This window comes from Pseudomonas sp. Ors-4-3C (genome assembly GCF_055755035.1).
Genome location: NZ_CM146900.1, coordinates 3,460,733 through 3,485,480, shown reverse-complemented (window position 1 = coordinate 3,485,480; position 24,748 = coordinate 3,460,733). Strand labels below are relative to the sequence as shown.

The window sequence follows — 24,748 nt, the reverse complement described above, 5'->3', positions numbered from 1 at the left end:
GGACTCTTCGTTATGACGGTTTACGCAATCATCGGTGGCACCGGCCTGACCCAGCTCGAAGGCTTGAGCATTCGTCAGTCGTTGGCGGTGGACACCCCTTACGGTGCGCCTTCGGCCGAGGTGCAAATCGGCGAGTACGCCGGCAAGGAAGTGCTGTTCCTCGCCCGTCACGGCCATCCACATCGCTTCCCGCCGCACAAGGTCAACTACCGCGCCAACCTGTGGGCGCTGAAGCAGGCCGGCGCCGAGGCGATCATCGCGGTCAATGCGGTGGGCGGTATTCATCCGGCGATGGGTACCGGCCATTTCTGCGTGCCGCATCAGATCGTTGATTACACCAGTGGCCGCGAACACACGTTTTTCGCCGATGATCTGGAGCACGTCACCCATATCGATTTCAGCTTCCCTTACAGTGAGCCGCTGCGTCAGCAATTGATCGCCGCGCTGGCTGCCGAAGGCTGCGAATACAGCGATCAGGGCGTGTACGCCTGCACCCAGGGCCCGCGTCTGGAAACCGTAGCGGAGATCGTGCGTCTGGAGCGTGACGGTTGCGACATCGTCGGCATGACCGGCATGCCGGAAGCGGCATTGGCCCGTGAGCTGGATCTGGATTACGCCTGCCTGTCGCTGGTGGTGAACCCGGCAGCAGGCAAGACCACGGCGGTGATCACCATGGCCGAAATCGAGCAGGCGCTGCATGACGGGATGGGCAAGGTGAAATCGACGTTGGCGCGGGTGTTGGCCAGCTAAGGACTGTCCATGAGCATTTTCATCGAGCGGCTTAAAGGGCTGGCATGGACTGACGCATTCAGTAGCAAGGCGTTGGCCAAGGCCCGCGCTTATGCTGCCGATGATCGGGTAGAGATCATCGAGATCGATGACAGGAAGATCGAGGCGTTCTGCGTCGGTTCGGAAACTCAGGCATATGAACAAAGCATCTACCTGTCCGAAGATCGCCTGGGATCGGTTAATTTGCGTTGCTTGTGCACCTGCCCCGTCGTGATTGATTGCAAGCACTGCGCGGCGGTGCTCTATCACCTGCAGGGCATTGACGACGATACGTCCGAAAGTGACGCACAGATCCCCTTGGGTCGGGCGCTCGAGCATTGGCTTTCGACAGTCCCCGTCCCGGCCAGGCCCGTCGACGAAGGGGCGCAAACCGCGGGCACGCGCCTGTTTTACAAACTCAAACCCACGGCTGCGAACGGCAAGTGGCTGCTCGATATTTTCAAGGTCTATCAGCTCAAGAGCGGCGAGTTACGCGAAGTAAAACCGATGTATTCGCTGTCGGACATGCTCATGCGCCAGCCCGGTTATCTGTCCGAACTGGATCTGCGCGTCGCCAGGCTGTTGGTCGCCATGCATTCCCATCACGCCTATTACAGCGGCTATCCGCTGGAAGGCAGCAGTGGCGCGGAACTGCTGGAAATGCTCCTGCGCACCTCGCGCCTGTTCCTCGACTTCGAAAACTTGCAGCCACTGACGCCGGGCGCGAAACGCATGGGTCTGTTCTCTTGGGCCGAGCAGGCCGACGGTGGGTTCCGCGCCCAGTGGAGCAGTGCCGAGGCTGCGCAGGAAACCGTGCTGGCGCTGGAGCCGCTTTATTACCTCGATCGTGAGCAGCGACAGGTTGGCCCTCTGTTCAGTGAGCTGGAAGAAAAACTGGCCTGCCATTTGACCCTCGCCCCAGACATCCCCGCGCGTCAGGCGATGCAGTTCAGCCATCGCATGAGCGCGATGACCAAAATCCCGCCGCCGCACAAACTCACCGAACGAATCATCGATGACGTGTTTCCGCAGCCGCAACTGACCTTGGTCAGCGGCCGGGAGCGTTCGCGCTGGGAATACGTTCTGGAGCACCGCGCCGCTCTGGTGTTTACCTACAACGGTCATCCGGCGGTGGATCGTCATCCGGAAGTGATGATCCTCAATGGCACTGAAACCCAGCGCATTCGACGCCAGCCTGCGATGGAAAAGAAGCTGCGCCAGAGCTTGCAAAAGCACGGCTTCAAAAAAGCCACGCGCAAGAGCGCTATGGATCGTCCCGGCGAGATGTTCACCTTGCCGGATGATTCCGCCTGGCTCGGATTCATGCATGAAGGGCTTGCCACACTGCGCGCCGCGGACTGGGAAATCGAAATCAGTCCCGGCTTCCATTTCGATGTGCAGCCGGTTGAACACTGGTACGCGGAGGTCGAAGAAGAGGCCGGGCATCAATGGTTTGATCTGCAACTGGGCATCGTCGTCAATGGCGAGCGCTACAGCTTGTTGCCGATCCTTCTGCATCTGTTGCGCACCCAGCCACGTTTGCTCGACCCGGTGAATCTGGCGCAACGCAGCGACGACGAAAAACTCCTGATCGAACTCAAGCCCAGCGGTTTTGGCGACCCGGCAGGCGCCAAGGTGGCGTTGCCGCTGAGTCGGGTCAAACCGCTGATGGCGACGCTGGGCGAGCTGTACCTGGGCGGACATCAGGGCGATGCGCTGCGCTTGACTGCTCCAGACGCCGCGCGCCTGAGTATGCTCGATGGCGTGCCACTGGAATGGCAGGGCGGCGAACGCCTGCGCACTTTTGCCAAGCGGCTGCACAATTCCAGTCACACCCACATTGCTGCGCCGGCCGGCCTTAATGCGCAACTGCGCCCGTATCAGCTCGAAGGCCTTGGCTGGATGCAGACTCTGCGGGAGCTGGAGGTCGGCGGCATTCTTGGCGATGACATGGGCTTGGGCAAAACCCTGCAGACCCTGGCGCATCTGCTCACGGAAAAGCACGCCGGGCGCCTCGATTGCCCGGCACTGGCGGTGATGCCGACCAGCCTGATTCCCAACTGGCTCGACGAGGCCCAGCGCTTCACGCCTCAGTTGAAGGTCCTGGCGCTGCATGGGGCCGGGCGGCAAAAAGACTTCGCCAATCTCGCCGAATACGACTTGGTGCTGACCACTTACGCCTTGCTGCCCAGGGATCTTGAAACTTTACGGCCGCAGTCGTGGAGCGTACTGATTCTCGACGAAGCGCAGAACATCAAGAACCCGCTGAGCAAAGCGGCGCAGGCCGCACGTGACTTGCAGGCCCGTCAGCGCTTGTGTCTGAGCGGCACGCCACTGGAAAACCATCTCGGCGAGCTGTGGTCGCAGTTTCATTTCCTCATGCCTGGCTGGCTGGGCGACAGCAAATCCTTCAACCGCGATTACCGCACACCGATCGAGAAGCATGGCAATGTCCAGCGCATGCAGCACCTGACGGCGCGCATCAAGCCATTTCTGCTGCGTCGCAAGAAAGATCAGGTCGCCACTGAGCTGCCGCCGAAAACCGAAATCATCCATTGGGTTGAACTCAGCGACGGCCAGCGCGACGTCTATGAAACGGTGCGCGTGGCGATGGACAAAAAAGTGCGCGACGAAATTGCCCGCAGTGGTGTGGCGCGCAGTCAGATCATCATTCTTGATGCCTTGCTCAAGCTGCGTCAGGTCTGCTGCGATCTGCGCTTGATCAACATGCCGCTCACGGCGAAGGCATTGCGCTCGGGCAGCGGCAAGCTGATCAGCCTGATGGAGATGCTCGAAGAGTTGCTCGGCGAAGGTCGGCGCATCCTGCTGTTCTCCCAGTTCACCTCGATGCTGGCGCTGATCGAACAGGAGTTGCAGCAGCGCGCTATCGATTATTCGTTGCTGACTGGCGACACCACCGACCGGCGCACGCCAGTCAAGAATTTCCAGGGCGGCAAGGTGCCGTTGTTCCTCATCAGCCTCAAGGCTGGCGGTACCGGTCTGAACCTGACGGCTGCGGACACGGTGATCCACTTCGACCCGTGGTGGAACCCGGCGGTGGAGAGTCAGGCAACTGATCGCGCTTATCGTATCGGGCAGAACAATCCGGTGTTTGTTTACAAGTTGATTGCCAAAGGTACCGTGGAGGAAAAAATCCAGGCGCTGCAGCAGGAGAAGGCTGCGCTGGCCGGGGCGGTGCTGGAAGGCGGTACGACAGGTGGGTTCAAGCTGGAGCAGAGTGACATCGAGGCGCTGTTTGCGCCGCTGCCGGTTTCCAGGGGTTGACTGTCCAGGTCAGAGTTCGACATCTGATGGCCCCATCGCTGGCAAGCCAGCTCCCACAGGTTTTGTAATGTTCACAAATTAGTGCTCAACGCAAAGCACCGTGGGAGCTGGCTTGCCAGCGATGGCAATTTATCGGAAAAAACACATCTCAACGCTTGTCGAACTTGTCCGGCAACGGCGCAAACAGCGCTTCAATATCATCGCTCTGCAGTTTCCAGTCCCCGGCCTTGCGCCCATCCAGTACGCCCGCTGCCAAGTCAGACTTTTCCTTCTGCAGGTGCTGAATCTTCTCTTCCACCGTGCCCCGGGCAATCATCTTGTAGACGAACACCGGTTTCTCCTGGCCGATTCGATACGCACGGTCAGTCGCCTGATTCTCGGTGGCGGGGTTCCACCACGGGTCGTAATGGATCACCGTATCCGCTTCGGTCAGGTTCAAGCCGACGCCGCCAGCCTTCAGGCTGATCAGAAAGATCTGACGCTTGCCGCTCTGGAATTCCTTCACCGGCGTGCGCCGATCACGGGTCTGGCCCGTCAGCAAGGCGTAGGCCACGTTGCGTTTTTTCAGTTCGTCTTCGATCAGTGACAGCATCGAGGTGAACTGCGAGAACAGCAGAATCCGCCGACCTTCTTCGAACAGCTCTTCGAGCATTTCCATCAGGCTGTCGAGTTTGCCCGAGGTGCTGCCACGGGCGGGCAGGGTGGCGTCGTTGACCAGGCGCAGGTCGCAGCAGACCTGGCGCAGCTTGAGCAGGGCTTCAAGAATGATGATCTGGCTACGCGCCACGCCTTTGCGAGTGATCTCGTCGCGGACTTTCTTGTCCATCGCCAGGCGCATGGTTTCGTAAACGTCGCGCTGCGCCTCATTGAGATCGACCCAGTGGATGATCTCGGTTTTGGGCGGCAGTTCGGTGGCCACCTGTTCCTTGGTGCGGCGCAGCAGAAACGGTTTTATCCGCCCATTGAGGTGCTGCAGCCTGACTTCGCTGGCGCGTTTTTCGATCGGCACGCGGTAGTCGGCATTGAAGCTTTTGACATCGCCCAACCAGCCCGGCAGCAGAAAGTGGAACAACGACCACAACTCGCCGAGGTGGTTTTCCAGCGGTGTGCCACTCAGGCACAGGCGCTGGCGCGCGTTGAGTTCGCGAGCGGCCTGCGCGGCCTTGCTGTTGGGGTTCTTGATGTACTGGGCTTCGTCGAGAACCAGAACGTGCAAGGGCTGTTGTGCCAGCCGTTCGACGTCCTTGGGCAGCAGCGCGTACGTGGTGAGGATCAGGTCGAAGTCGGCCAGATGATCGAAATGCTTTTTGCGGCCGGCACCGTACAGCGCGACCACTTTCAGTTGCGGCGTGAAGTGCGCGGCCTCGTCGAGCCAGTTCGGGATCAGGCTGGTGGGCATCACCACCATGCACGGTCGATCCAGGCGTCCGGCGTTTTTCTCGCTGAGAATATGCGCCAGGGTCTGTAGGGTTTTGCCCAGGCCCATGTCGTCCGCCAGAATCCCGCCAACCTCAAGCTGACGCAGCGACTGCATCCAGCTCAAGCCTTCGAGCTGATAGGGACGCAACGTCGCGTTCAAGCCCTTCGGCGCTTTGGCCGTGTAATCGCGAATGTCGCGCAGGCGTTGGGCGAAACTGCGGATCTGCTCGCCGCCTTCCCACAGCAGGGGAATGCCTTCCAGCGAATTGAGGCGCGTGGCGTCGGCCTTGCTCAGGCGCAGGGTGGTTTCGCCCGGCTCCTGCAAGTAGAACTCGCCCAGCGTTGCCAGTACCGGTTTTAGTCGGCCAAGGGGCAGCGCCACTTGCAACGGCCCGTGCTCACTGTTGCGTTGCGGCACATTGACCAGAATCAGCTCGTCATCGCGGCGCCGCGCCAGGCGTTCCGGGTTGAGGATTTCCGTGTGCGAACGCATCAGGTTGAGCAGGATCGGCAGCAGGCTCAGGCGTTCACCATTGACGATGATCCCCAGTTCCAGATCGAACCAGTCGCGCTCCGGCGCCTGTTCGACGGTGGCGTACCAGTCGTCGACGGCGGTCAGGTCGAAACCGAACTCCTCGTCGATCTGCAATTCCCAGCCTTGGGTGCGCAGCTTCGGCAGTTCGTTGAGGGTAAACGTCAGCCAGGCGCTGTCGTTGACCATCTCGTACAGCTCGCCGGCGCTTTCCGGCAGCGCTTTGCTCTGGCGCGTGGCGATACGGAAGCCGAGGATTCTTAACTGTTCGCGGTAGGACTGTTCCACTTCCGGATGGCGTTTTATCCGCAGGGTCTGCGTTTCCTGACGAATCAGAATGTCGCTGTTTTTCTGTCCGCTGACGTATTCATCCAGATAGCTGAACGACAGCGCTGCTCGATGCTGAATGTAACGCTGCATTTTGCCGTTGCGCGGCTCGAACGCGCTGAACTCGACACTCGCCAGCCACAGGCGCGGCAGCGGTTGCACGTTGTCCACCAGCACTTGCGGCGGCGCTTTGGGGCTACGGTTCTCCAATACGGCCTGGAGTTTTTCCAGCAGCTCGGCGTCTTTCGCAGCGGCAGGGTATTCGAGGGTTTCCTGCACTTGCAGCAGCACCGCGGCGCAGTGTTTGCAGTTGTTGCGCACCGGGCAGGTACAGGTGGCGTCAACCAGCAACAGGGTGTCTTTGGCTGACTCGCGCAGGTGAATGGTCTGACGGTAGACGTTACCGCCAGAGCCTTCGCAACTGGCGGTGATGGTTGCATCGCCGACCTGTGCGATGCGTACCCGGTTCTCCAGGGCGTAGCGGCGGCCACGCTCCAGGCTCTGTTCCTTGAATCGGCTGACCCAGGAGGGTGCCAACGGTTTACTCAGGGGCGGGGACATAAGGACTTCGATCAGTCCGGAATCGCTTCAGGGGCTTGCCGTGGGGCGGGCGCCGTCAGGGAGGTGATCTTGATCAGCAGCGCCAGGTGGCCGTTGTCGAGATAGTTGAGCTGGCCGTTCTTGGTGTGGCTGTCCTGCTTCAGGCGTTCGCTGGCAGTGACCATGCCGTTGCTGTCGATCTGGTTGACCCAGAAGTCGGCGTTCACGTCGGTGAAGCGCCCGAGTTTCAATTCCAGGGTGCCCTCGATCGGGAACTGGCCGAACTGTTCCTTGCCGTCGCTGACGGCGACCTTGGTCGGCGCTTCGCCGAGGGTCTGCTGCCAGGCCTTGTGCATCAGCACGCTGTAATCACCGCTGGCGGTGAGTTTGCTGGCAATGTCGCCGAGCGCGGGTGTGCGCAGGCTGTCATCACCCAGGCGTCGAGCGCCGGCGGCCCAGTCTTCCGGCGCGGCGCGGCTGACAATCGCCGGTACAGCGTTCTGGCGCACCAGAATCATTTCGACCTGATACAGGTCATCGGCGAAAACCGAAGGGGCTACCAAGGCAAGTAGCAAAGTCAGTGAGCGAAACAGGCGCATGCGGCGTCCTTCAAACAGTTTTCGGGAGGAGGCGCTCGAACAGCGCCTCTACAGTATTAAAGCGCTCTTCCGGGCGCTCCATCGGCACCTGGAACTTGAACATCGTGGCGCCTTCGAATTTGTAGCGTTTTGGCTGAGTCTGGATCAGTTTGATCAGAGTCATCGGGTCTACCGGCGTCTGCGCGGCGAACTCGATACGCCCACCCTGCGGCCCACCGTCGACCTTCTTGATGCCCAACTGCTCGGCCTGCAACTTCAGTGCGGTAATGCGTACCAGGTTCTTGGTCGGCTCAGGCAGCAGACCGAAACGGTCGATCATCTCCACTTGCAGATCCTTCAGGCCTTCCTCGTCGGTGGCCGAAGCGATGCGCTTGTACAGAATCAGACGGGCGTGAACATCCGGCAGATAGTCTTCCGGAATCAGCGCCGGCACCCGCAGGTTGACCTCCGGGCCTCCGCCGAGCGGTTGATCGAGGTTCGGCTGTTCGCCCTTGCGGATCGACTTCACTGCGCGCTCGAGCATTTCCATGTACAGGGTGAAACCGACTGCCTGAATCTGCCCGCTCTGGCCATCGCCCAGCAGTTCGCCGGCGCCACGGATTTCCAGGTCGTTGGTCGCCAGCACGAAACCGGCGCCCAGATCCTGAGTGTTGGCAATCGCTTCCAGACGCTTTTCTGCGTCCGAAGTGATTTGCTGGCGCGGCGGCGTCAACAGGTAGGCATAGGCCTGGTGGTGACTGCGCCCGACGCGTCCACGCAACTGGTGCAATTGCGCCAGGCCGAACTTGTCGGCGCGCTCGATGATGATGGTGTTGGCGCTTGGCACGTCGATGCCGGTCTCGATGATGGTCGAGGCGATCAGCACGTTGAAGCGCTTGTGATAGAAGTCGCTCATCACCTGTTCGAGTTCGCGTTCGCGCATCTGCCCGTGGCCGATGCCGATTCGCGCTTCCGGCACCAGTTCGGCCAAGTCCGCCGCGCACTTCTCGATGGTCTTCACGTCGTTGTGCAGGTAGTAAACCTGACCGCCACGCAGCAGTTCACGCAGCAGGGCCTCTTTGACCGTGCTCTTGTTCTGCTCCATGACGAAGGTGCGCACCGACAGGCGTCGCGCCGGCGGCGTGGCGATGATCGACAGGTCGCGCATGCCCGACACCGCCATATTCAGCGTGCGCGGAATCGGCGTGGCAGTCAGCGTAAGAATGTCGACTTCGCTGCGCAGGGCTTTGAGCTGTTCTTTCTGACGCACACCGAAGCGGTGTTCTTCGTCGATGATCACCAGACCGAGGTTTTTGATCTTCACGTCGTCGGACAGCAGTTTGTGCGTACCGATGACGATGTCGATCTTGCCTTCCGCGAGATCGGCAATCGCTGCATTCACTTCCTTGGCCGATTTGAAGCGGCTCATCACTTCCACGGTCACTGGCCAGTCGGCGAAGCGGTCGCGGAAGCTGTTGTAGTGCTGTTGGGCGAGCAGGGTGGTCGGCACCAGAATCGCTACCTGGCGTCCGCCATGCACGGCGATGAACGCAGCGCGCATCGCCACTTCGGTCTTGCCGAAACCCACGTCGCCGCAGACCAGACGATCCATCGGCTTTGGCGCGAGCATGTCTTCGCGCACGGCTTCGATGGTCGCTTGCTGGTCCGGCGTTTCTTCGAACGGGAAACCGGCGCTGAACGTCGCGTAATCGGCTTTCGGGTCGGCAAACGCGTAGCCTTCGCGGGCGGCACGACGGGCATAGATGTCGAGCAGCTCAGCGGCGACATCGCGCACCTGTTCGGCGGCTTTGCGCTTGGCTTTCTGCCAGGTCTCGGAGCCGAGGCGGTGCAACGGCGCCAGCGCGTCATCGCTGCCGGTGTAGCGGGCGATCAGATGCAGGTTGGCCACCGGCACGTAGAGCTTGGCGTTCTCCGCGTATTCCAGGGTGAGGAATTCCGCCGCCTGATTGTCGATCTCCAGAATCGTCAGGCCGAGATAACGTCCGACGCCGTGGTCGATGTGCACCACCGGTGCGCCTTCGCGCAGCTCGGTGAGGTTCTTGATCACCGCATCGTTGTTGGCGTCGGCGCGCTTTTCGCGACGGCGGCGCTGCATGACTCGCTGACCGAACAGCGGGCTCTCGGCCACCAGCGCCAGCGCCGGGTCGTCGAGCATCAAGCCTTCGTCGAGCGGCGCAATGGTGATCGCCAGACGATCCTTGCTCGAAACGAAGTCCGGCCAGCTGTCGACGGTTTTCGGCCGCAGCTTCAGACGTTCCAGCAGTTCCAGCAGGACTTCACGACGGCCCGCGGACTCGGCGGTGAACAGCACACGCCCTGGGAATTCATCAAGGAACGCCGAGAGCGCCGCCAGCGGTTGCGTGGCCTTGGCTTCGATCGCCAGGTTTGGCAGTGCTTGCGCCGGGAAGCGCTCGCGGCCGGCACCGGATTCGACGTCCTGCTGACTGGCGACGACCCGTGGCCAGCTCTTGAGGCGCGCGAAGCAGTCTTCCACCGGCAGGAACAATTCCGCAGGCGGCAATAGAGGGCGCGATGGATCGACGCGGCGCTCTTCGTAGCGATTGCGCACGTCGTTCCAGAAGTTTTCTGCTGCTTGTTCGATACCCGGCAGCGAAAACACTTGAGTGTCCTGCGGCAGGTAATCGAACAGTGTCGAGGTTTCGTCGAAGAACAGCGGCAGGTAGTACTCGATACCGGCTGGGGTGATGCCACTGCTCAAGTCCTGGAAGATCGGGCAGCGCCGGAAGTCGACGTCGAAACGCTCGCGAAAGCGCGCCTTGAAGCGCGTGACTGCATCTTTCTGCAGCGGGAACTCGCGGGCCGGCAGCAGCTTGACCGATTCGACCTTGTCGATGGAACGCTGGTTTTCCGGATCGAAGGTGCGCAGGGTTTCGATTTCGTCGTCGAACAGGTCGATGCGATAGGGCAGTTTGCTGCCCATCGGGAACAGGTCGATCAGCGCACCGCGTACGGTGAACTCGCCGTGCTCGTAAACCGTATCGACGTAGCGATAGCCGCTGGCTTCCAGGCGCGAGCGCATCTGTTCGACATCGAGCTTCTGGCCGACATCCAGCACCAGGCTGCTGCCGAGCAGGAATTTGGTTGGCGCCAGGCGGTGCAGGGCGGTGGTGATCGGGACCACCAGCACGCCGTGCGCCAGTTCCGGCAACCTGTAAAGGCTGGCGATGCGCTGGGAAATGATGTCCTGGTGCGGCGAGAACAGATCGTACGGCAGGGTTTCCCAGTCGGGAAAATGCAGAACCGGCAAATCCGGGGCGAAGAAGCTCAGCTCCTGCTCCAGCCGTTCGGCACTCTGGCTGTCGGCGGTCAGTAGCAGCGTGAAGCGCTTGGCTGCGCTGGCAGCCTCGGCAATCGCCAGGCTGAGGGCGGCACCGGGCAAGTTGCCCCAATGCTGTTTACCTGCCGCGGCAGGGAGAAGCGGTAGACGCAGAACAGGCACGGAAGGTTGAGCTCCAGGCGTTGCGACAAAGTCGGTAATTGTAGCGGCGTCCGGTGCCGCCTGTCAGTTGCAGACTGCGTCTATCTTCGCGGTTTGCGCGAAATGTAGTGGTAACCATAAAAACGAGCACTTTTTTAGTGGTTATGTAGTGCCGAAATCGACTGGTGTTACGGAGGGTTACAGACATCGTCTAACAGTCGTCGAAAAATTGACTGCGCTGAAAGCCCCGGTTTTACTGGGCTGGCGCGGGGCGTAATTTTTTTGAACGGAATTTTGTTACCGATTGCGCGACAAGCGCGCATTGCTACAAGAGGTTCTCGGCGGCATAATGTAGCCCCTTTTTTCTGCCCCTACATGTGGAAGGTTCCCGTGACTCAGAAGCCCGACCAGTGTCTTGGTGAATGGATCGACCGTGAAGCACTCGCAGAAGCGATGATTCCGCTTATCGGTCAGCTCTACCGCAATAACAACGTGGTGAGCTCGATCTATGGCCGCAGCCTGATCAACCAGTCTGTCATCGCGATTCTCAAAGCTCACCGCTTTGCTCGCCACCGTTCCTCCGACGATAGCGAACTCTCCGTCCACGAAACATTCCCTCTGCTTAAAGCCATGAGCGAGCTCAAGCTCGGCGCGGCTTCGGTAGACCTGGGCAAGTTGGCGTTCAAATTCCGCAGCGAAGGCAATGGCCGCAGCGCCGAGCAGTTCGTTCGTGAAGAACTGGCTGACGTGGTTGGTCAGCAAAACGCTTCGGCCCGTAAAGGCACTGACGTTGTGCTGTACGGCTTCGGTCGTATCGGCCGTCTGCTGGCGCGCATCCTGATCGAGAAAACCGGTGGTGGCGACGGTCTGCGTCTGCGTGCCATCGTCGTGCGCAAAGGCGCTGAAAACGACCTGACCAAACGCGCCAGCCTGCTGCGTCGCGATTCGGTACACGGTCCGTTCAACGGCACCATCGTCATCGACGAAGAAAACAACACCATCACCGCCAACGGTAACCTGATCCAGGTGATCTACGCGAAGAACCCGACCGAGGTGGATTACACCCAGTACGGCATCAAAGACGCGCTGCTGGTGGACAACACCGGTGTATGGCGTGACGCCGATGGCCTGGGTCAGCACCTGCAATGCCCGGGTGTTGCTCGCGTTGTTCTGACCGCGCCTGGCAAAGGCAAGCTGAAGAACATCGTTCACGGTATCAACCACAACGAAATCACCGCTGACGACAAGATCGTGTCCGCCGCTTCCTGCACCACCAACGCCATCGTGCCGGTGCTGAAGGCTGTGAATGACAAGTTCGGCATCATCAACGGTCACGTCGAAACCGTTCACTCGTACACCAACGACCAGAACCTGATCGACAACTTCCACAAGGGCGATCGCCGTGGCCGTTCCGCCGCGCTGAACATGGTCATCACCGAGACCGGTGCTGCCACCGCTGCTGCCAAGGCCCTGCCTGAGCTGGCCGGCAAGCTGACCGGTAACGCGATCCGCGTTCCGACGCCAAACGTGTCGATGGCCATTCTCAACCTGAACCTTGAGAAAGCCGCCAGCCGTGAAGAGATGAACGAGTACCTGCGCTACATGGCGCTGCACTCCGATCTGCACAAGCAAATCGACTTCGTCAACTCGCAGGAAGTGGTGTCCACTGACTTCGTGGGTTCGCGTCACGCCGGTGTGGTCGATGCTGAAGCAACCATCGTTCAGGACAACCGCGTTGTTCTGTACGTCTGGTACGACAACGAGTTCGGCTACAGCTGCCAGGTGGTTCGCGTGATGGAAGACATGGCCGGTGTAAACCCGCCAGCGTTCCCGCGCTAAGCCTTAGCTGCAAATGAAAACGCCCCGACTTTGGTCGGGGCGTTTTTTTATGCCTGCTGAATCTCTATTGCCTGTACCGGCCTCTTCGGGAGCAAGCCACCTCCCACAGGTTTGGCGGTGTTCACATCATCGTGTTGGCACCACCGGACACTGTGGGAGGGGGCTTGCTCCCGAAGGCGTCCTATCGGGCGCCGCCGACTATCGAGGCCTGCGCAGTCCGCAGCTCATGCTTGTTGCCACGGAACAGCACCAGCGTCGCAATCAGCCCCAGCACCGCCGCACCGCTGAGCCAGATCCCCGGCGCAGCCTTGTTGTCCAGCACATGAATCAGGTAAGTACAGGCCGCTGGCGTAAAGCCGCCAAAGGTCGCCGTCGCCAGGCTATAGGCCAGCGAGAACCCGGTCGTGCGCACTTCCACCGGCATGATTTCGGTCAGCGCCACCACCATCGCACCGTTGTACGAGCCGTACAGGAACGACAGCCACAGTTCGACGATCAGCAAGTGACTGAAGCTCGGGTTCGCCACCAGCCACGACAATGCCGGGTAAGCGGTCAGGATTGCCAGAATGGTCGCCGCCAGCAGTAGGGGTTTGCGCCCGATCTTGTCGGAGACCGCGCCCATCACCGGCAGCCAGAAGAAGTTCGACAGGCCGATACATACGGTCACCAGCAGCGCGTCGAAGTCCGACAGATGCAGTTCGGCCTTGCCGAAGGTCGGGGTGTAGGCGGTGATCAGGTAGAACGAAACCGTGGTCATCACCACCAGCGCCATGCCGGCGATGACGATGCCAAAGTTCTGACCGATCGAACGGACGATTTCGCGCAGGGTAGGGCGATGTTTACGCGCCTGGAATTCCGGCGTTTCTTCCAGCGAGCGACGAATCACGAAGATCACCGGAACGATCATGCAGCCGATCAGGAACGGCACGCGCCAGCCCCAGTCACCCATCTGTTCCGGGCTCAGCCAGTGGTTGAGACCCACCCCGAGCAGGCCGGCAAAGACCACCGCTGCTTGCTGGCTTGCCGACTGCCAACTGACGAAAAAGCCCTTGCGGCCCGGTGTGGCGATTTCCGCCAGATACACCGAAACACCGCCCAGCTCGACGCCGGCCGAGAAGCCTTGCAGCAAACGGCCGAATAGCACGATCAGCGGGGCGGCGACGCCGAGGGTGGCGTAGCCGGGGACGCAGGCAATCAGCACCGTACCGGCGGCCATCAGCGCCAGCGTAATGATCAGACCTTGGCGACGGCCATGGCGGTCAATATAGGCACCGAGGAAAATCGCTCCCAGCGGACGCATCAGGAAGCCGGCACCGAACGTCGCCAGGGAGAGCATCAGGGAAGCGAAGGCGCTGTCGGCCGGGAAGAAGGTTTTGGCAATGGCCGTGGCGTAGAAGCCATAGACCATAAAGTCGAACATCTCGAGAAAATTGCCGCTGACAACGCGAAAAATCGCTTTGCCTTTGCCCGTGGTGGAGGACATTGGTTCGTACTCTCTGTTGGCTGTCTTATTGGAAATCCCTGAACTAGACACGTCCTCGCCGTCACGCGGCAAACTCAGGCAGTACCCGTGAACAGTTTTGTAACCATATGTGTATAAAGAACGTTAGGCAACAATTGGTTAGGGCACTGCTTAAACGATATAGCCATTACGAAGGCCAGCATGACGCTATCAAGCGAATGAAAAACCTGTAGGAGCTGCGGAACGCTGCGATCTTTTGATGTTGCTTGAAAAGATCAAAAGCAAAAGATCGCAGCCTCGTTTCACTCGGCAGCTCCTACAGGTTCTGGCGCATAATCTTCAGCTTTGTGTGGGGAGTAGGGGATTTGTCTAAAAGGAGGCTGATCAGCCTTTTGCTGCTGGTGGGCGCCTTGTCCGGCTGCGGCAACGGCGACTCCATGGAAAGCTTCGGCGGCCCGACCATGGGCAGCACCTATTCAATCAAGTATGTGCGCCACGCCGGTCTTCCCGAGGCCGCGCAGGTCCAGCTTGAAGTGGAAAAAATCCTCACCGACGTCGATCAGCAGATGTCGACCTATCGCAGTGACTCAGACATCGAGCGCTTCAATGCTTTGCCGGCGAACAGCTGTCAGACCATGCCGGCTGCCGTGCTCGAATTGGTCCGTGTCGGCGAACAGCTGTCAGAGCAAAGCGAAGGTTCCTACGACCTGACCGTCGAGCCGCTGATGAACCTGTGGGGGTTCGGCCCGCAAGGGCGTGAAGAGAAAGTCCCCAGTCCCGCCGCACTGTCCGAAACCCTTGAGCGGGTCGGCTACCACCATTTGCATATCGACGGCGACCGCTTGTGCAAGGATGCGCCGGTCGAAGTCGACTTCAACAGCATCGCCGCCGGTTACGCCGTCGACACCATCGCAGCCAGGCTCGAGTCGATGGGGATCCATGACTATCTCGCCGAAGCCACCGGTGAGCTAAAGGCCAAGGGCAAGAAGCTTGATGGTTCGTCCTGGCGTATTGCGCTGGAAGAACCGCGAGACGATCAACAGGTGGCCGAACGGATCATTCAGGTCGACGGCTACGGCGTTTCCACCTCCGGTGATTACCGTAACTATTTCCTGCAGGATGGCCGGCGCTATTCCCACACCTTCGATGCGCGTAGCGGGGCGCCGGTCCTACACAACCTGGCGTCGGTCACGGTGATTCATCCTTCAGCGTTGATGGCCGATGGACTATCGACGCTGTTGCTGATTCTCGGGCCTGAAAGGGCTTGGGACTATGCCGAAAAACATGACATTGGTGCATTCTTCGTCATTCGTGCCGATACAGGTTTCGTTATCCGCACCAGTACGGCTTTCGAGCGCCTCAATCACGCAAAAGTTGACTGAAAACAGTACGAAAGCTGGCGTTGTAGTGCAGGCAAAAGTAGCCTACGACGCGACCAAGGGTTAATGTGCGCGGCGTTGACGCTTCTATAGACTGTGTCCGGGTTCTTTACTGACCCCCAATTGTTCCTTCGCGCCGCGATTCGGCGTGAATTTAGCCGCCGGTGCTGCTGGCACCGCGGCCTGTTCTGAGGAGTACGCATGGCTGTCTACAACTACGACGTGGTGGTGTTGGGTTCCGGCCCGGCGGGAGAAGGCGCGGCAATGAACGCCGCCAAAGCAGGGCGCAAGGTGGCGATGGTCGATAGCCGTCGCCAGGTCGGCGGTAACTGCACCCACCTGGGAACCATCCCGTCCAAGGCCCTGCGTCACTCGGTCCGGCAGATCATGCAGTTCAACACCAACCCGATGTTCCGGGCGATCGGCGAGCCGCGCTGGTTCTCCTTCCCGGACGTGTTGAAAAGCGCCGAGAAAGTCATTTCCAAACAAGTCGCTTCGCGTACCGGCTACTACGCCCGTAACCGCGTCGACGTGTTCTTCGGCACCGGCAGCTTCGCTGACGAGCAAACCATCGAAGTGGTCTGCGCCAACGGTGTGGTCGAGAAGCTGGTGGCCAAGCACATCATCATCGCCACCGGTTCGCGCCCGTATCGCCCGGCGGATATCGATTTCAATCACCCGCGTATCTACGATAGCGACACCATCCTCAGCCTCGGCCACACCCCGCGCAAACTGATCGTTTACGGCGCCGGCGTGATCGGTTGCGAATACGCCTCGATCTTCAGCGGTCTGGGGGTACTGGTTGAACTGGTGGACAACCGTGGTCAGTTGCTGAGCTTCCTCGACTCGGAAATCTCCCAGGCGTTGAGCTACCACTTCAGCAACAACAACATCACTGTGCGCCACAACGAGGACTACGATCGCGTTGAAGGTGTGGACAACGGTGTGATCCTGCACCTGAAGTCCGGCAAGAAGATCAAGGCCGACGCCTTGCTCTGGTGCAACGGCCGTACCGGCAACACCGACCAGCTCGGTCTGGAAAACATCGGCGTCAAGGTCAACAGCCGTGGCCAGATCGAAGTCGACGAGGCCTACCGCACTTGCGTGCCGAACATCTACGGTGCCGGCGACGTGATCGGCTGGCCGAGCCTGGCCAGTGCCGCCCACGACCAAGGTCGCTCGGCTGCCGGCAGCATCGTTGATAACGGTAGCTGGCGCTTTGTGAACGATGTGCCGACCGGCATCTACACCATTCCGGAGATCAGCTCGATCGGCAAGAACGAGCAGGAGCTGACCCAGGCCAAGGTGCCGTACGAAGTCGGCAAAGCGTTCTTCAAGAGCATGGCGCGTGCACAGATCGCCGGCGAGCCGCAAGGCATGCTGAAGATCCTGTTCCACCGTGAAACCCTGGAAGTGCTGGGCGTTCACTGCTTCGGTTATCAGGCGTCGGAGATCGTGCACATCGGTCAGGCGATCATGAGTCAGCCGGGCGAGTTGAACACCCTGAAGTACTTCGTCAACACCACGTTCAACTACCCGACCATGGCCGAAGCCTATCGGGTAGCGGCGTACGACGGCCTCAACCGGCTTTTTTGACGGGCTCCGGCCGGTGGCCTGAGCCGGCCGGGGAGACCGATTTCAGCAATTCTCGAGGGTGGCAGTGGCCAAACCGGGAAAGTCTGTAATCAGGCTGTCAACGCCGAAGTCGGCGAGTCTGCGCATCAGCGCAGGCTCGTTGACGGTCCACACCGAGACATGCAGCCCCTGACGTTGCGCCTTCTGCAGGCGTTCCGGCGTACACAGCGTCCAGTTCAACGCCAGAATCTCACAGCCATAGCTGGCCGCGACTTTTAGCGGGTCGAGCCAGGCGTATTCGGCTACCAGTCCCCGCGACACGTCCGGCACCAGGTCCAGTGCCGCCTTCAGCACTTCCCGCGAACTCGAAGTAATGGTGACCTTGTCCAGCAAACCATGACGCTGGGCCATCTCGCGAATCGCCAGCACGGTGGTCGCCGCGCGGGTGCGCGATGCACTTTTGACTTCCAGCTGCCAGTGCTCGAAATCACATTTTTCGAACAACTCTTCCAGTGTCGGAATCGGGCACGGCTTGATCCAGCCCGGGCCGCCCTTGCGCGCGTCGTAGGTCACCAGTTCGGCGGCGGTGTGCTCGACCACCTTGCCGCGCCGGTCGGTGGTGCGCTTGAGGGTAGGGTCGTGGATCACCATCAGCTCGCCGTCCTTGGACAGGTGCAGATCCAGTTCGCAACGGCGTACGCCGTGCTTGAGACATTCCTGAAAACTGGTCAGGGTGTTTTCCGGTGCTTCGCCCTTGGCGCCGCGGTGGCCGTAGATGAGGGTCACGGTGCTTCCTTAATTTAAATGCCTGATTCGTTCTGTTCACGGGCCAGGCGTCGTTCCTGGGCCTGTTTCTGCAGGATATAGCGGGCGAGCAACTGGCGCTGGGCGTCGGTCAAGTGTTCGAACTCGGTGCCGACGTCGTAACCGTCGCCCTTGCGGTCGCAATGGGTGACGCGGGCGCGCAGCAGCAGGCCCAGCGCCTGCGGCATCAGCACCAGTTTCACCGACAGGTGCGCGCCAGTGGCCAGCGCGGTCGGGTGCTGAAAATCGATCCCGCCTTCGGAGATGATCACCGGTTGCGGCTCGCCGATATGGCCGAGCACGGTCAGGGCGACCACCTGGCTGAGCAGGTCGATACGTTTGTTCTGGGATTTGAGGAACGCGGCGATGGCCCGGTCGCGCTCGCTGATCTGGCGCAACAGGTGCTGCGATTCGAATTCGCTCAGGTGCAGTTCGCTGAGCAGGTTGAACAGCGGGGAAGCATCCTGCAACACTTCCTGGCCAGCGGCTTCGGGAGCGGACAGGGGCCGAATTTCCAGTGCGATCGTGTCCTCGATACGGTAGTATTCGCGGCGATCTTCTTCATCTAATGTCGACATGGCGAACCCATGGTAGCGGCGGTGGTCTGAGTGTAAAGCTGGTTATCGACCCCCGCCACAAGGACGTTCCTTTTCCCTCCGAACAAGCCCCGACATGTTCAGACCTCTCTTCGTATTTATCGGCACGCGTTATACCCGTGCAAAGCGTCGCAATCATTTTGTGTCATTCATTTCCCTGACTTCGATGATCGGGCTCGCCCTTGGCGTGGTCGTGATGATCGTGGTGCTATCGGTGATGAACGGCTTCGATCATGAGATGCGCACCCGCGTGTTGGGCATGGTGCCCCACGCGACTCTTGAAACCGGCGAACCGATCAACGATTGGCAAAGCCTCGCCGCCAAGGTCAAGCGCAACCCGGAGGTGACGGCCGTTGCGCCGTTCACCCAGATGCAGGGTTTGCTGACCAACAACGGCCAGGTGTCCAAGGTGTTGCTCAACGCCATCGACCCCGCGCTCGAGCGCAATGTGTCGATCATCGACAACTTCATGAAGCAGGGCAAACTCGACGACCTGACGCCGGGCAGCTTCGGCATCGTCATCGGCGACAAGGCCGCGACCAAGCTCGGCGTAGGCCTCGGTGACAAGGTCACCTTCGTCGCGCCGGAGGTCAGCGTGACCCCGGCCGGGATGTTCCCGCGCATGAAGCGTTTCACCGTGGTCGGCATTTTTCATGTCGGCGCCGGTGAGCTGGACGGCTATCTGGGCGTCACCAACCTGCAGGATCTGGCGAAGATGCACCGCTGGAAACCTGATCAGGTGCAGGGCATCCGGTTGAAGTTCGATGATCTGTTCCAGGCGCCGCGCGTGGCCTGGACCATCGCCCAGCAACTGGGCGAAGACCATTACTACGCCCGCGACTGGACCCGCACCCACGGCAATCTGTATCAGGCGATCCGCATGGAAAAAGCCATGATCGGTCTGCTGTTGCTGCTGATCGTCGCCGTGGCTGCGTTCAACATCATTTCCACGCTGGTGATGGTGGTGAATGACAAGAAGAGCGACATCGCCATTCTGCGCACCCTCGGCGCTACGCCGGGGACGATCATGCGCACGTTCATGGTGCAGGGCACCGTGATCGGCGTGGTCGGTACGGCCATCGGCGCGGTGGTCGGGGTTCTCGCGGCGTTGAACGTCAGCGCGGCGATTTCCGCCCTCGAAGGGCTGATCGGCCACAAGTTCCTCAACGCCGATGTGTATTTCATTGATTACCTGCCGTCGCAGGTGCAGAGCCAGGACGTGGTCATGGTCTGCGCGGCTGCGTTGGTCCTGAGTTTCCTCGCCACCCTGTATCCCGCCTGGCGTGCCGCGCGCACCCAGCCGGCGGAGGCGCTACGTTATGAGTGAGTCGGGCATGAGTGATAAAGCAATCTTGAGCTGCCGCAATCTCGGCAAATCCTACGAGGAAGGCCCGGAGTCGGTGCAAGTGTTGGCCGGTCTGCAACTGGAGTTGCACCCGGGCGAGCGAGTGGCGATCGTCGGCAAGTCCGGTTCGGGCAAAAGTACCTTGCTCAACCTGCTGGGCGGTCTCGATACGCCGACCGAGGGCAGCGTCTGGCTCGACGGTGAAGAACTGTCGGCCCTGAGCGAGAAGAAGCGTGGCCTGCTGCGTAACCGCGCCCTCGGGTTCGTGTATCAGTTCCACCACTTGCTGCCGGAGTTCACCGCGCTGGAAAACGTCTGCATGCCGCTGCTGATCGGCAAGACTGCGATCCCGGAAGCACGTCAGCGCGCTACGGCGTTGCTCGAGCGCGTAGGTCTGGGTCATCGTCTGGAACACAAACCGGCCGAGCTGTCCGGTGGTGAACGCCAGCGTGTGGCTATCGCCCGTGCACTGGTGAACAATCCGGGCCTGGTAATGCTCGACGAGCCGACCGGCAACCTCGATTCGCACACCGCCGAAGGCATTCAGGACTTGATGCTGGAACTCAGCACTTCGATGCGCACCGCGTTCCTGGTGGTGACTCACGACATGAACCTGGCCCGCCAGATGGACCGCGTCCTGCAATTGCAGGAAGGTTGCCTGACCGCCATTTGACCGACCGAAACCCGGTGCCTGTGTAAGGCATCGGGTCTTTTATTTTTATACGGTGCCCCAGCGAATGTTCAGACCGTTATCGATCTTTATCGGCACGCGCTATACCCGCGCCAAACGCCGCAATCGCTTTGTTTCGTTCATCTCGATGACTTCGATGATCGGGCTCGCCCTCGGCGTGCTGGCGATGATCGTGGTGCTGTCGGTGATGAACGGTTTTCAGCGTGAGATGAGCTCGCGCATCCTCGGCATGGTGCCGCACGCGACCATCGTTGGCGTCAAGCCGATCGATGACTGGCAGCCAGTGGCCGCTGCCGCGCTGAAAAATCCCGAAGTGACCGCCGCCGTGCCGTTCACCGAGATGGAAGGCATGCTGTCCTACAAGGGCTCGATGCAGCCGATCCAGATCAGCGGTGTCGATCCGGCCCAGGAAGGCAAGGTGTCGATCGTGGCCCAGCACATCGTGCAGGGGCGTCTTGATGATCTGAAACCCGGCGAGTTCGGTGTGGTGATCGGTGAAATCACCGCGCGGCGCTTCCGTCTCAATGTCGGTGACAAGATCACCCTGATCGTGCCGGAAGTCAGCACCGCACCGGGGGGTATCACCCCGCGCATGCAGCGCCTGAACGTAGTCGGTGTGTTCAAGGTCGGCGCCGAACTGGACGGTTCGATGGGCCTGATCCACGTGGCCGATGCCGCGACCATGCAGCACTGGCAGCCGAATCAGGTGCAGAGCGTGCGCCTGGCGGTGAAGGACCTGTACGCCGCGCCAAAAGTCTCCTCGGACATCGCCGCGGGCCTCGGTGCCGACTTCAAGGCGGATGACTGGACTCACACCCAGGGCAGTCTGTTCAGCGCGATGAAAATGGAAAAAACCATGATCGGCCTGCTGTTGCTGATGATCGTCGCGGTGGCGGCGTTCAACATCATCGCCACGCTGATCATGGTGGTGAACGACAAGGGCGCGGACATCGCGATCCTGCGCACCATCGGCGCCACGCCACGGCAGATCATGGCGATCTTCATGGTGCAGGGCACGGTGATCGGCATTGTCGGCACACTGATTGGCGGCGTGCTCGGGGTGATCGCGGCGCTCAACGTCAGTGAAATGGTTGGCTGGGTCGAGCGTGTCACCGGCCAGCACATCTTCAGTTCCGATGTGTACTTCGTCAGCAACCTGCCTTCGGAATTGCAGGGCGGGGATGTGCTGTTGATCTGCTCGGCAGGCTTTATTCTGAGCTTCCTGGCGACGGTGTACCCGGCGTTGCGGGCGGCGAAGATCGAGCCGGCTCACGCGTTGAGATATTCGTAAGCGCCAATACCGCCTTCGCGAGCAAGCCCGCTCCCACAGAGGATTTGTGTACGACGCAGATCCAATGTGGGAGCGGGCTTGCTCGCGAAGGGGCCGGACCTGCTGGCCTCAAACTTCCTTGGGCAACTCAATCACAAACCGCGTCCACCCCGCAGCCGATTCGCAATGAATCTGCCCACCATGCGCGCGGACGATCGATCGGGTAATCGCCAACCCCAACCCAGCATGCTCACTGCTGCCTTCCTGCCGCGCCGGATCCGCCCGATAAAACCGGTCAAACAGCCGTGGCAACAGTTCTGCTGAAATCCCTTCGCCACTGTTCTCCACCGACACCTGCACCCTGTGCGGCTGATCGACGATGGACAAGCGCACGCTGCCTGTCGCCGGAGTAAAGCGCAGCGCGTTGTCCAGCAGATTCGACAAGGCCCGGCGCAACATATTGCGATCACCTTCCATGCGCGCATGACCTTCGCGGCTCAGCGTCACCCCGGCGTCCTCGGCCAATGGCGCAAAAAACTCCAGCAGCACATCGCTCTCATCCGCCAGTTCCAGCGCCTCACGGTTGGGCATCAGCAAACCGTGGTCAGCCTTGGCCAGATAAAGCATGTCGTTGATCAGTTGCGCCATCCATTGCAGTTCTTCGAGATTGCTGTGCAGGGCTTCGCGGTAATCCTCGATCGGTCGCGGGCGGGTGAGGGTGACCTGGGTGTGGGTCAGCAGGTTCGACAGCGGTGTGCGCAGTTCATGGGCGATGTCGGCAGAGAACGCCGACAGCCGTTGAAACGAGTCGTCGAGGCGTCCGAGCATGGCGTTGAAGCTGTGGGCCATTTCCGCAAGTTCTGGGGGCATTTGCGCTTCCGGCAGTCGGGCGTTGAGCGAATGTGCGGAAATCCCACGCGCCACTGCACTCATGCGCCGCAGCGGACGCAAGCCGCTGCGTGCAGCCCAGGCGCCGAGCAGCGCGGTGGCCAGCGCCGACAGCCCGACGGTCAGCCAGATCAGGTGCTGCATGCGTTGCAAAAAGTGCTGGTGATGGGTGATGTCCAGCAGCAGTGTCAGTTGGGGCGTATCGGGTTTGTCCGGGTAGAGCGGGGCATTGAGCACGCGATAGTCCATGCCGTCATTGCTGATGGTCGACAGGCCGGGCTGTTGCGGCAAGTCCGGTGGCACCTTGATCGAGCTGTCGTACCAGCGCTGGCCATCGGCCCCGGTGATGCGCAGCGAAAGATCGGCCTGCCGGCTGAGTTCATCGGCCAGCCGCGTTTCACTCTCGCTGGCCTGAACATCCTGCAAGGCACGGCGCAAACCGATCAGCTTGCCGTCGAGCAATTGCTGGTCGAGCTCAATGAAGTGCGCCTCGCTGGCGCGGTTGAACAGCACCCCGGCGAACAGCGAGACCACGGCGGTGCAGGCGGCAAACAGCAAGGCCAGATGCGAACTCAGGGACAGGCGAGGCATCAGGCCGGACGCTCTTCAAGCACGTAACCCATGCCGCGCACGGTGTGGATCAGTTTGTTGGGGAAGTCATCGTCGATCTTCAGGCGCAGGCGCCGGATCGCCACTTCGATCACGTTGGTGTCGCTGTCGAAGTTCATGTCCCAGACTTGCGAGGCAATCAGCGATTTCGGCAGCACTTCACCCTGGCGGCGCAGAAGCATTTCCAACAGGGCGAACTCCTTGGCGGTCAGGTCGATGCGCTGACCGCTGCGTTCGACGCGACGGCGAATCAGGTCCAGACGCAGATCGGCCAGTTGCAGACTGGTTTCCTGGGGCAGGGCGCTGCCCCGGCGCAGCAGGCTGCGCACCCGGGCCAGCAGTTCGGAGAAGGCGAAGGGTTTGACCAGATAATCGTCGGCGCCGAGTTCGAGGCCGTGGACCCGATCCTCGACGGCATCTTTGGCGGTCAGAAACAGTACTGGCGTGTCGAGGCCGGCAGTGCGCAACGCATGCAGGATCTGCCAACCGCTGCGCCCGGGCAGCATCACGTCGAGAATCAGCAGCGCATAATCACCGCTCAAGGCCAGTTGCTGACCGCTGTTGCCGTCGGCCACCAGCTCTGTGTTGAACCCGGCCTCGGTCAGGCCCTGGCGCAGATAGTGGCCGGTTTTCGGTTGGTCTTCGACGATCAGCAGTTTCATGGGCGGCTCGGGTTGTAGAAACGAAAGCTTTATACCGTGAGAGCAGGCGACAGGCGCCAACCTGACAAAGTTGTAATCTGTCTGTCAGGTAGCTGCCAGCGCAGGCGGGCTAGAGTTTCCCACAGGCTGAACCTTTTCTTGTTGGAGTATGACTATGTTTTTGCGCAACCCTCTGGCCGTCGCCGCCTGTTTGCTGGCGCTGAGTTCACCTGTCTGGGCCGCACCCGCGCACAGCTATGACTTCGGCCAGCCGGCGCCAGCGGCCAAGGCCAGCCGCAACATCGAGGTGGTGCTGAACGACATGTCGTTCGAGCCGAAGGCGATTCAGGTCAAGGCCGGTGAGACGGTTCGCTTTGTGCTGGTGAATAAAGGCCAGTTGTTGCACGAATTCAACCTCGGCGACGCGGCGATGCATGCCAGGCATCAGCAGGAAATGTTGCAGATGCAGCAAAGCGGCATGCTCACGCCTACAGGCATGAAAGAAATGTCCCACGACATGGCCGGCATGGATCACGGCAGCATGGACCACGGCATGAAGCACGACGACCCCAACAGCGTGCTGGTCGAGCCGGGCAAGACCGCCGAGCTGACCTGGACCTTCAGCAAAGCCACCAGCCTGGAATTTGCCTGCAATATTCCGGGTCACTACCAGGCAGGCATGGTCGGCAAACTGACTGTCAGTCAGTAAGCACTCAAAGGCGAGAGCAAAGGCTGATAGA

At 60.6% G+C, this 24,748-nt stretch carries 17 protein-coding genes; 9 read left to right on the top strand and 8 right to left on the bottom strand.

Annotated elements, in window-relative coordinates; genetic code table 11:
- Nucleotides 1–12 precede the first annotated feature (12 nt).
- The gene (locus tag ACVHNU_RS15615) at nucleotides 13–750 is read left to right on the top strand and encodes an S-methyl-5'-thioinosine phosphorylase (RefSeq protein ID WP_103485793.1); all 738 of its coding nucleotides are present in this window, start codon (nucleotides 13–15) and stop codon (nucleotides 748–750) included.
- A gap of 9 nt (nucleotides 751–759) precedes the next feature.
- Nucleotides 760–4,053, top strand: coding sequence for a DEAD/DEAH box helicase (locus tag ACVHNU_RS15610; RefSeq protein ID WP_473017752.1), 3,294 nt, complete (start codon nucleotides 760–762; stop codon nucleotides 4,051–4,053).
- 148 nt (nucleotides 4,054–4,201) lie between these two features.
- Here the strand turns inward: ACVHNU_RS15610 and ACVHNU_RS15605 are convergent, their stop codons facing one another.
- From ACVHNU_RS15605 to mfd, 3 genes are read right to left on the bottom strand one after another with little or no spacing between them, the layout of a single operon-like run.
- The gene (locus ACVHNU_RS15605; protein ID WP_003226586.1) at nucleotides 4,202–6,892 is read right to left on the bottom strand and encodes a DEAD/DEAH box helicase; all 2,691 of its coding nucleotides are present in this window, start codon (nucleotides 6,890–6,892) and stop codon (nucleotides 4,202–4,204) included.
- A gap of 11 nt (nucleotides 6,893–6,903) precedes the next feature.
- Nucleotides 6,904–7,470 (bottom strand): peptidoglycan binding protein CsiV, encoded by a 567-nt coding sequence (locus ACVHNU_RS15600; RefSeq protein WP_262142950.1) that lies wholly within the window; start codon nucleotides 7,468–7,470, stop codon nucleotides 6,904–6,906.
- 10 nt (nucleotides 7,471–7,480) lie between these two features.
- A complete protein-coding gene (gene mfd, locus ACVHNU_RS15595) occupies nucleotides 7,481–10,930 on the bottom strand; it encodes a transcription-repair coupling factor (RefSeq protein WP_262142951.1) in 3,450 nt (1,149 codons plus the stop codon).
- Nucleotides 10,931–11,284: 354 nt separating this feature from the next.
- Between mfd and ACVHNU_RS15590 the strand changes: the two genes are divergently transcribed.
- On the top strand, nucleotides 11,285–12,748 hold the full coding sequence (locus ACVHNU_RS15590; protein ID WP_003226583.1) for a glyceraldehyde-3-phosphate dehydrogenase: 1,464 nt from the start codon (nucleotides 11,285–11,287) through the stop codon (nucleotides 12,746–12,748).
- A 181-nt stretch (nucleotides 12,749–12,929) separates the two neighbouring features.
- Here ACVHNU_RS15590 and tcuC read toward each other — a convergent pair whose 3' ends face one another.
- Nucleotides 12,930–14,231 (bottom strand): MFS transporter, encoded by a 1,302-nt coding sequence (gene tcuC / locus ACVHNU_RS15585; protein WP_103485788.1) that lies wholly within the window; start codon nucleotides 14,229–14,231, stop codon nucleotides 12,930–12,932.
- 416 nt (nucleotides 14,232–14,647) lie between these two features.
- On the opposite strand from tcuC, the gene ACVHNU_RS15580 reads away from it, so the two are divergent.
- Both ACVHNU_RS15580 and sthA read left to right on the top strand, forming a co-directional pair.
- Nucleotides 14,648–15,592, top strand: coding sequence for an FAD:protein FMN transferase (locus ACVHNU_RS15580; RefSeq protein WP_473020076.1), 945 nt, complete (start codon nucleotides 14,648–14,650; stop codon nucleotides 15,590–15,592).
- Between the two features lie 198 nt (nucleotides 15,593–15,790).
- Nucleotides 15,791–17,185 (top strand): Si-specific NAD(P)(+) transhydrogenase, encoded by a 1,395-nt coding sequence (gene sthA / locus ACVHNU_RS15575; protein WP_003226580.1) that lies wholly within the window; start codon nucleotides 15,791–15,793, stop codon nucleotides 17,183–17,185.
- A 42-nt stretch (nucleotides 17,186–17,227) separates the two neighbouring features.
- Here the strand turns inward: sthA and ACVHNU_RS15570 are convergent, their stop codons facing one another.
- Entirely contained in the window at nucleotides 17,228–17,950 is a 723-nt protein-coding gene (locus ACVHNU_RS15570) for a glycerophosphodiester phosphodiesterase (RefSeq protein WP_003226579.1), read from the bottom strand.
- Nucleotides 17,951–17,964: 14 nt separating this feature from the next.
- Nucleotides 17,965–18,546, bottom strand: coding sequence for a PilZ domain-containing protein (locus ACVHNU_RS15565; RefSeq protein WP_003226578.1), 582 nt, complete (start codon nucleotides 18,544–18,546; stop codon nucleotides 17,965–17,967).
- Between the two features lie 94 nt (nucleotides 18,547–18,640).
- Here ACVHNU_RS15565 and ACVHNU_RS15560 point away from each other — a divergent pair, with 94 nt between their 5' ends.
- From ACVHNU_RS15560 to ACVHNU_RS15550, 3 genes are all read left to right on the top strand, one after another.
- Complete coding sequence (locus ACVHNU_RS15560) at nucleotides 18,641–19,891, top strand: lipoprotein-releasing ABC transporter permease subunit (protein WP_473017749.1); 1,251 nt, start codon at nucleotides 18,641–18,643, stop codon at nucleotides 19,889–19,891.
- 7 nt (nucleotides 19,892–19,898) lie between these two features.
- A complete protein-coding gene (gene lolD / locus ACVHNU_RS15555) occupies nucleotides 19,899–20,582 on the top strand; it encodes a lipoprotein-releasing ABC transporter ATP-binding protein LolD (RefSeq protein ID WP_164747873.1) in 684 nt (227 codons plus the stop codon).
- A gap of 64 nt (nucleotides 20,583–20,646) precedes the next feature.
- The gene (locus ACVHNU_RS15550; RefSeq protein WP_103485785.1) at nucleotides 20,647–21,891 is read left to right on the top strand and encodes a lipoprotein-releasing ABC transporter permease subunit; all 1,245 of its coding nucleotides are present in this window, start codon (nucleotides 20,647–20,649) and stop codon (nucleotides 21,889–21,891) included.
- Between the two features lie 108 nt (nucleotides 21,892–21,999).
- On the opposite strand, the gene ACVHNU_RS15545 is transcribed toward ACVHNU_RS15550, so the two are convergent.
- Nucleotides 22,000–23,349, bottom strand: a complete 1,350-nt coding sequence (locus tag ACVHNU_RS15545) for a heavy metal sensor histidine kinase (protein WP_473017748.1) — start codon at nucleotides 23,347–23,349, stop codon at nucleotides 22,000–22,002.
- A complete protein-coding gene (locus ACVHNU_RS15540) occupies nucleotides 23,349–24,029 on the bottom strand; it encodes a heavy metal response regulator transcription factor (protein ID WP_003226570.1) in 681 nt (226 codons plus the stop codon). Before ACVHNU_RS15540 ends, ACVHNU_RS15545 begins: the two co-directional genes overlap by 1 nt.
- A gap of 154 nt (nucleotides 24,030–24,183) precedes the next feature.
- Here ACVHNU_RS15540 and copI point away from each other — a divergent pair, with 154 nt between their 5' ends.
- Entirely contained in the window at nucleotides 24,184–24,717 is a 534-nt protein-coding gene (gene copI, locus ACVHNU_RS15535; RefSeq protein WP_201136997.1) for a copper-resistant cuproprotein CopI, read from the top strand.
- Nucleotides 24,718–24,748 lie beyond the last annotated feature (31 nt).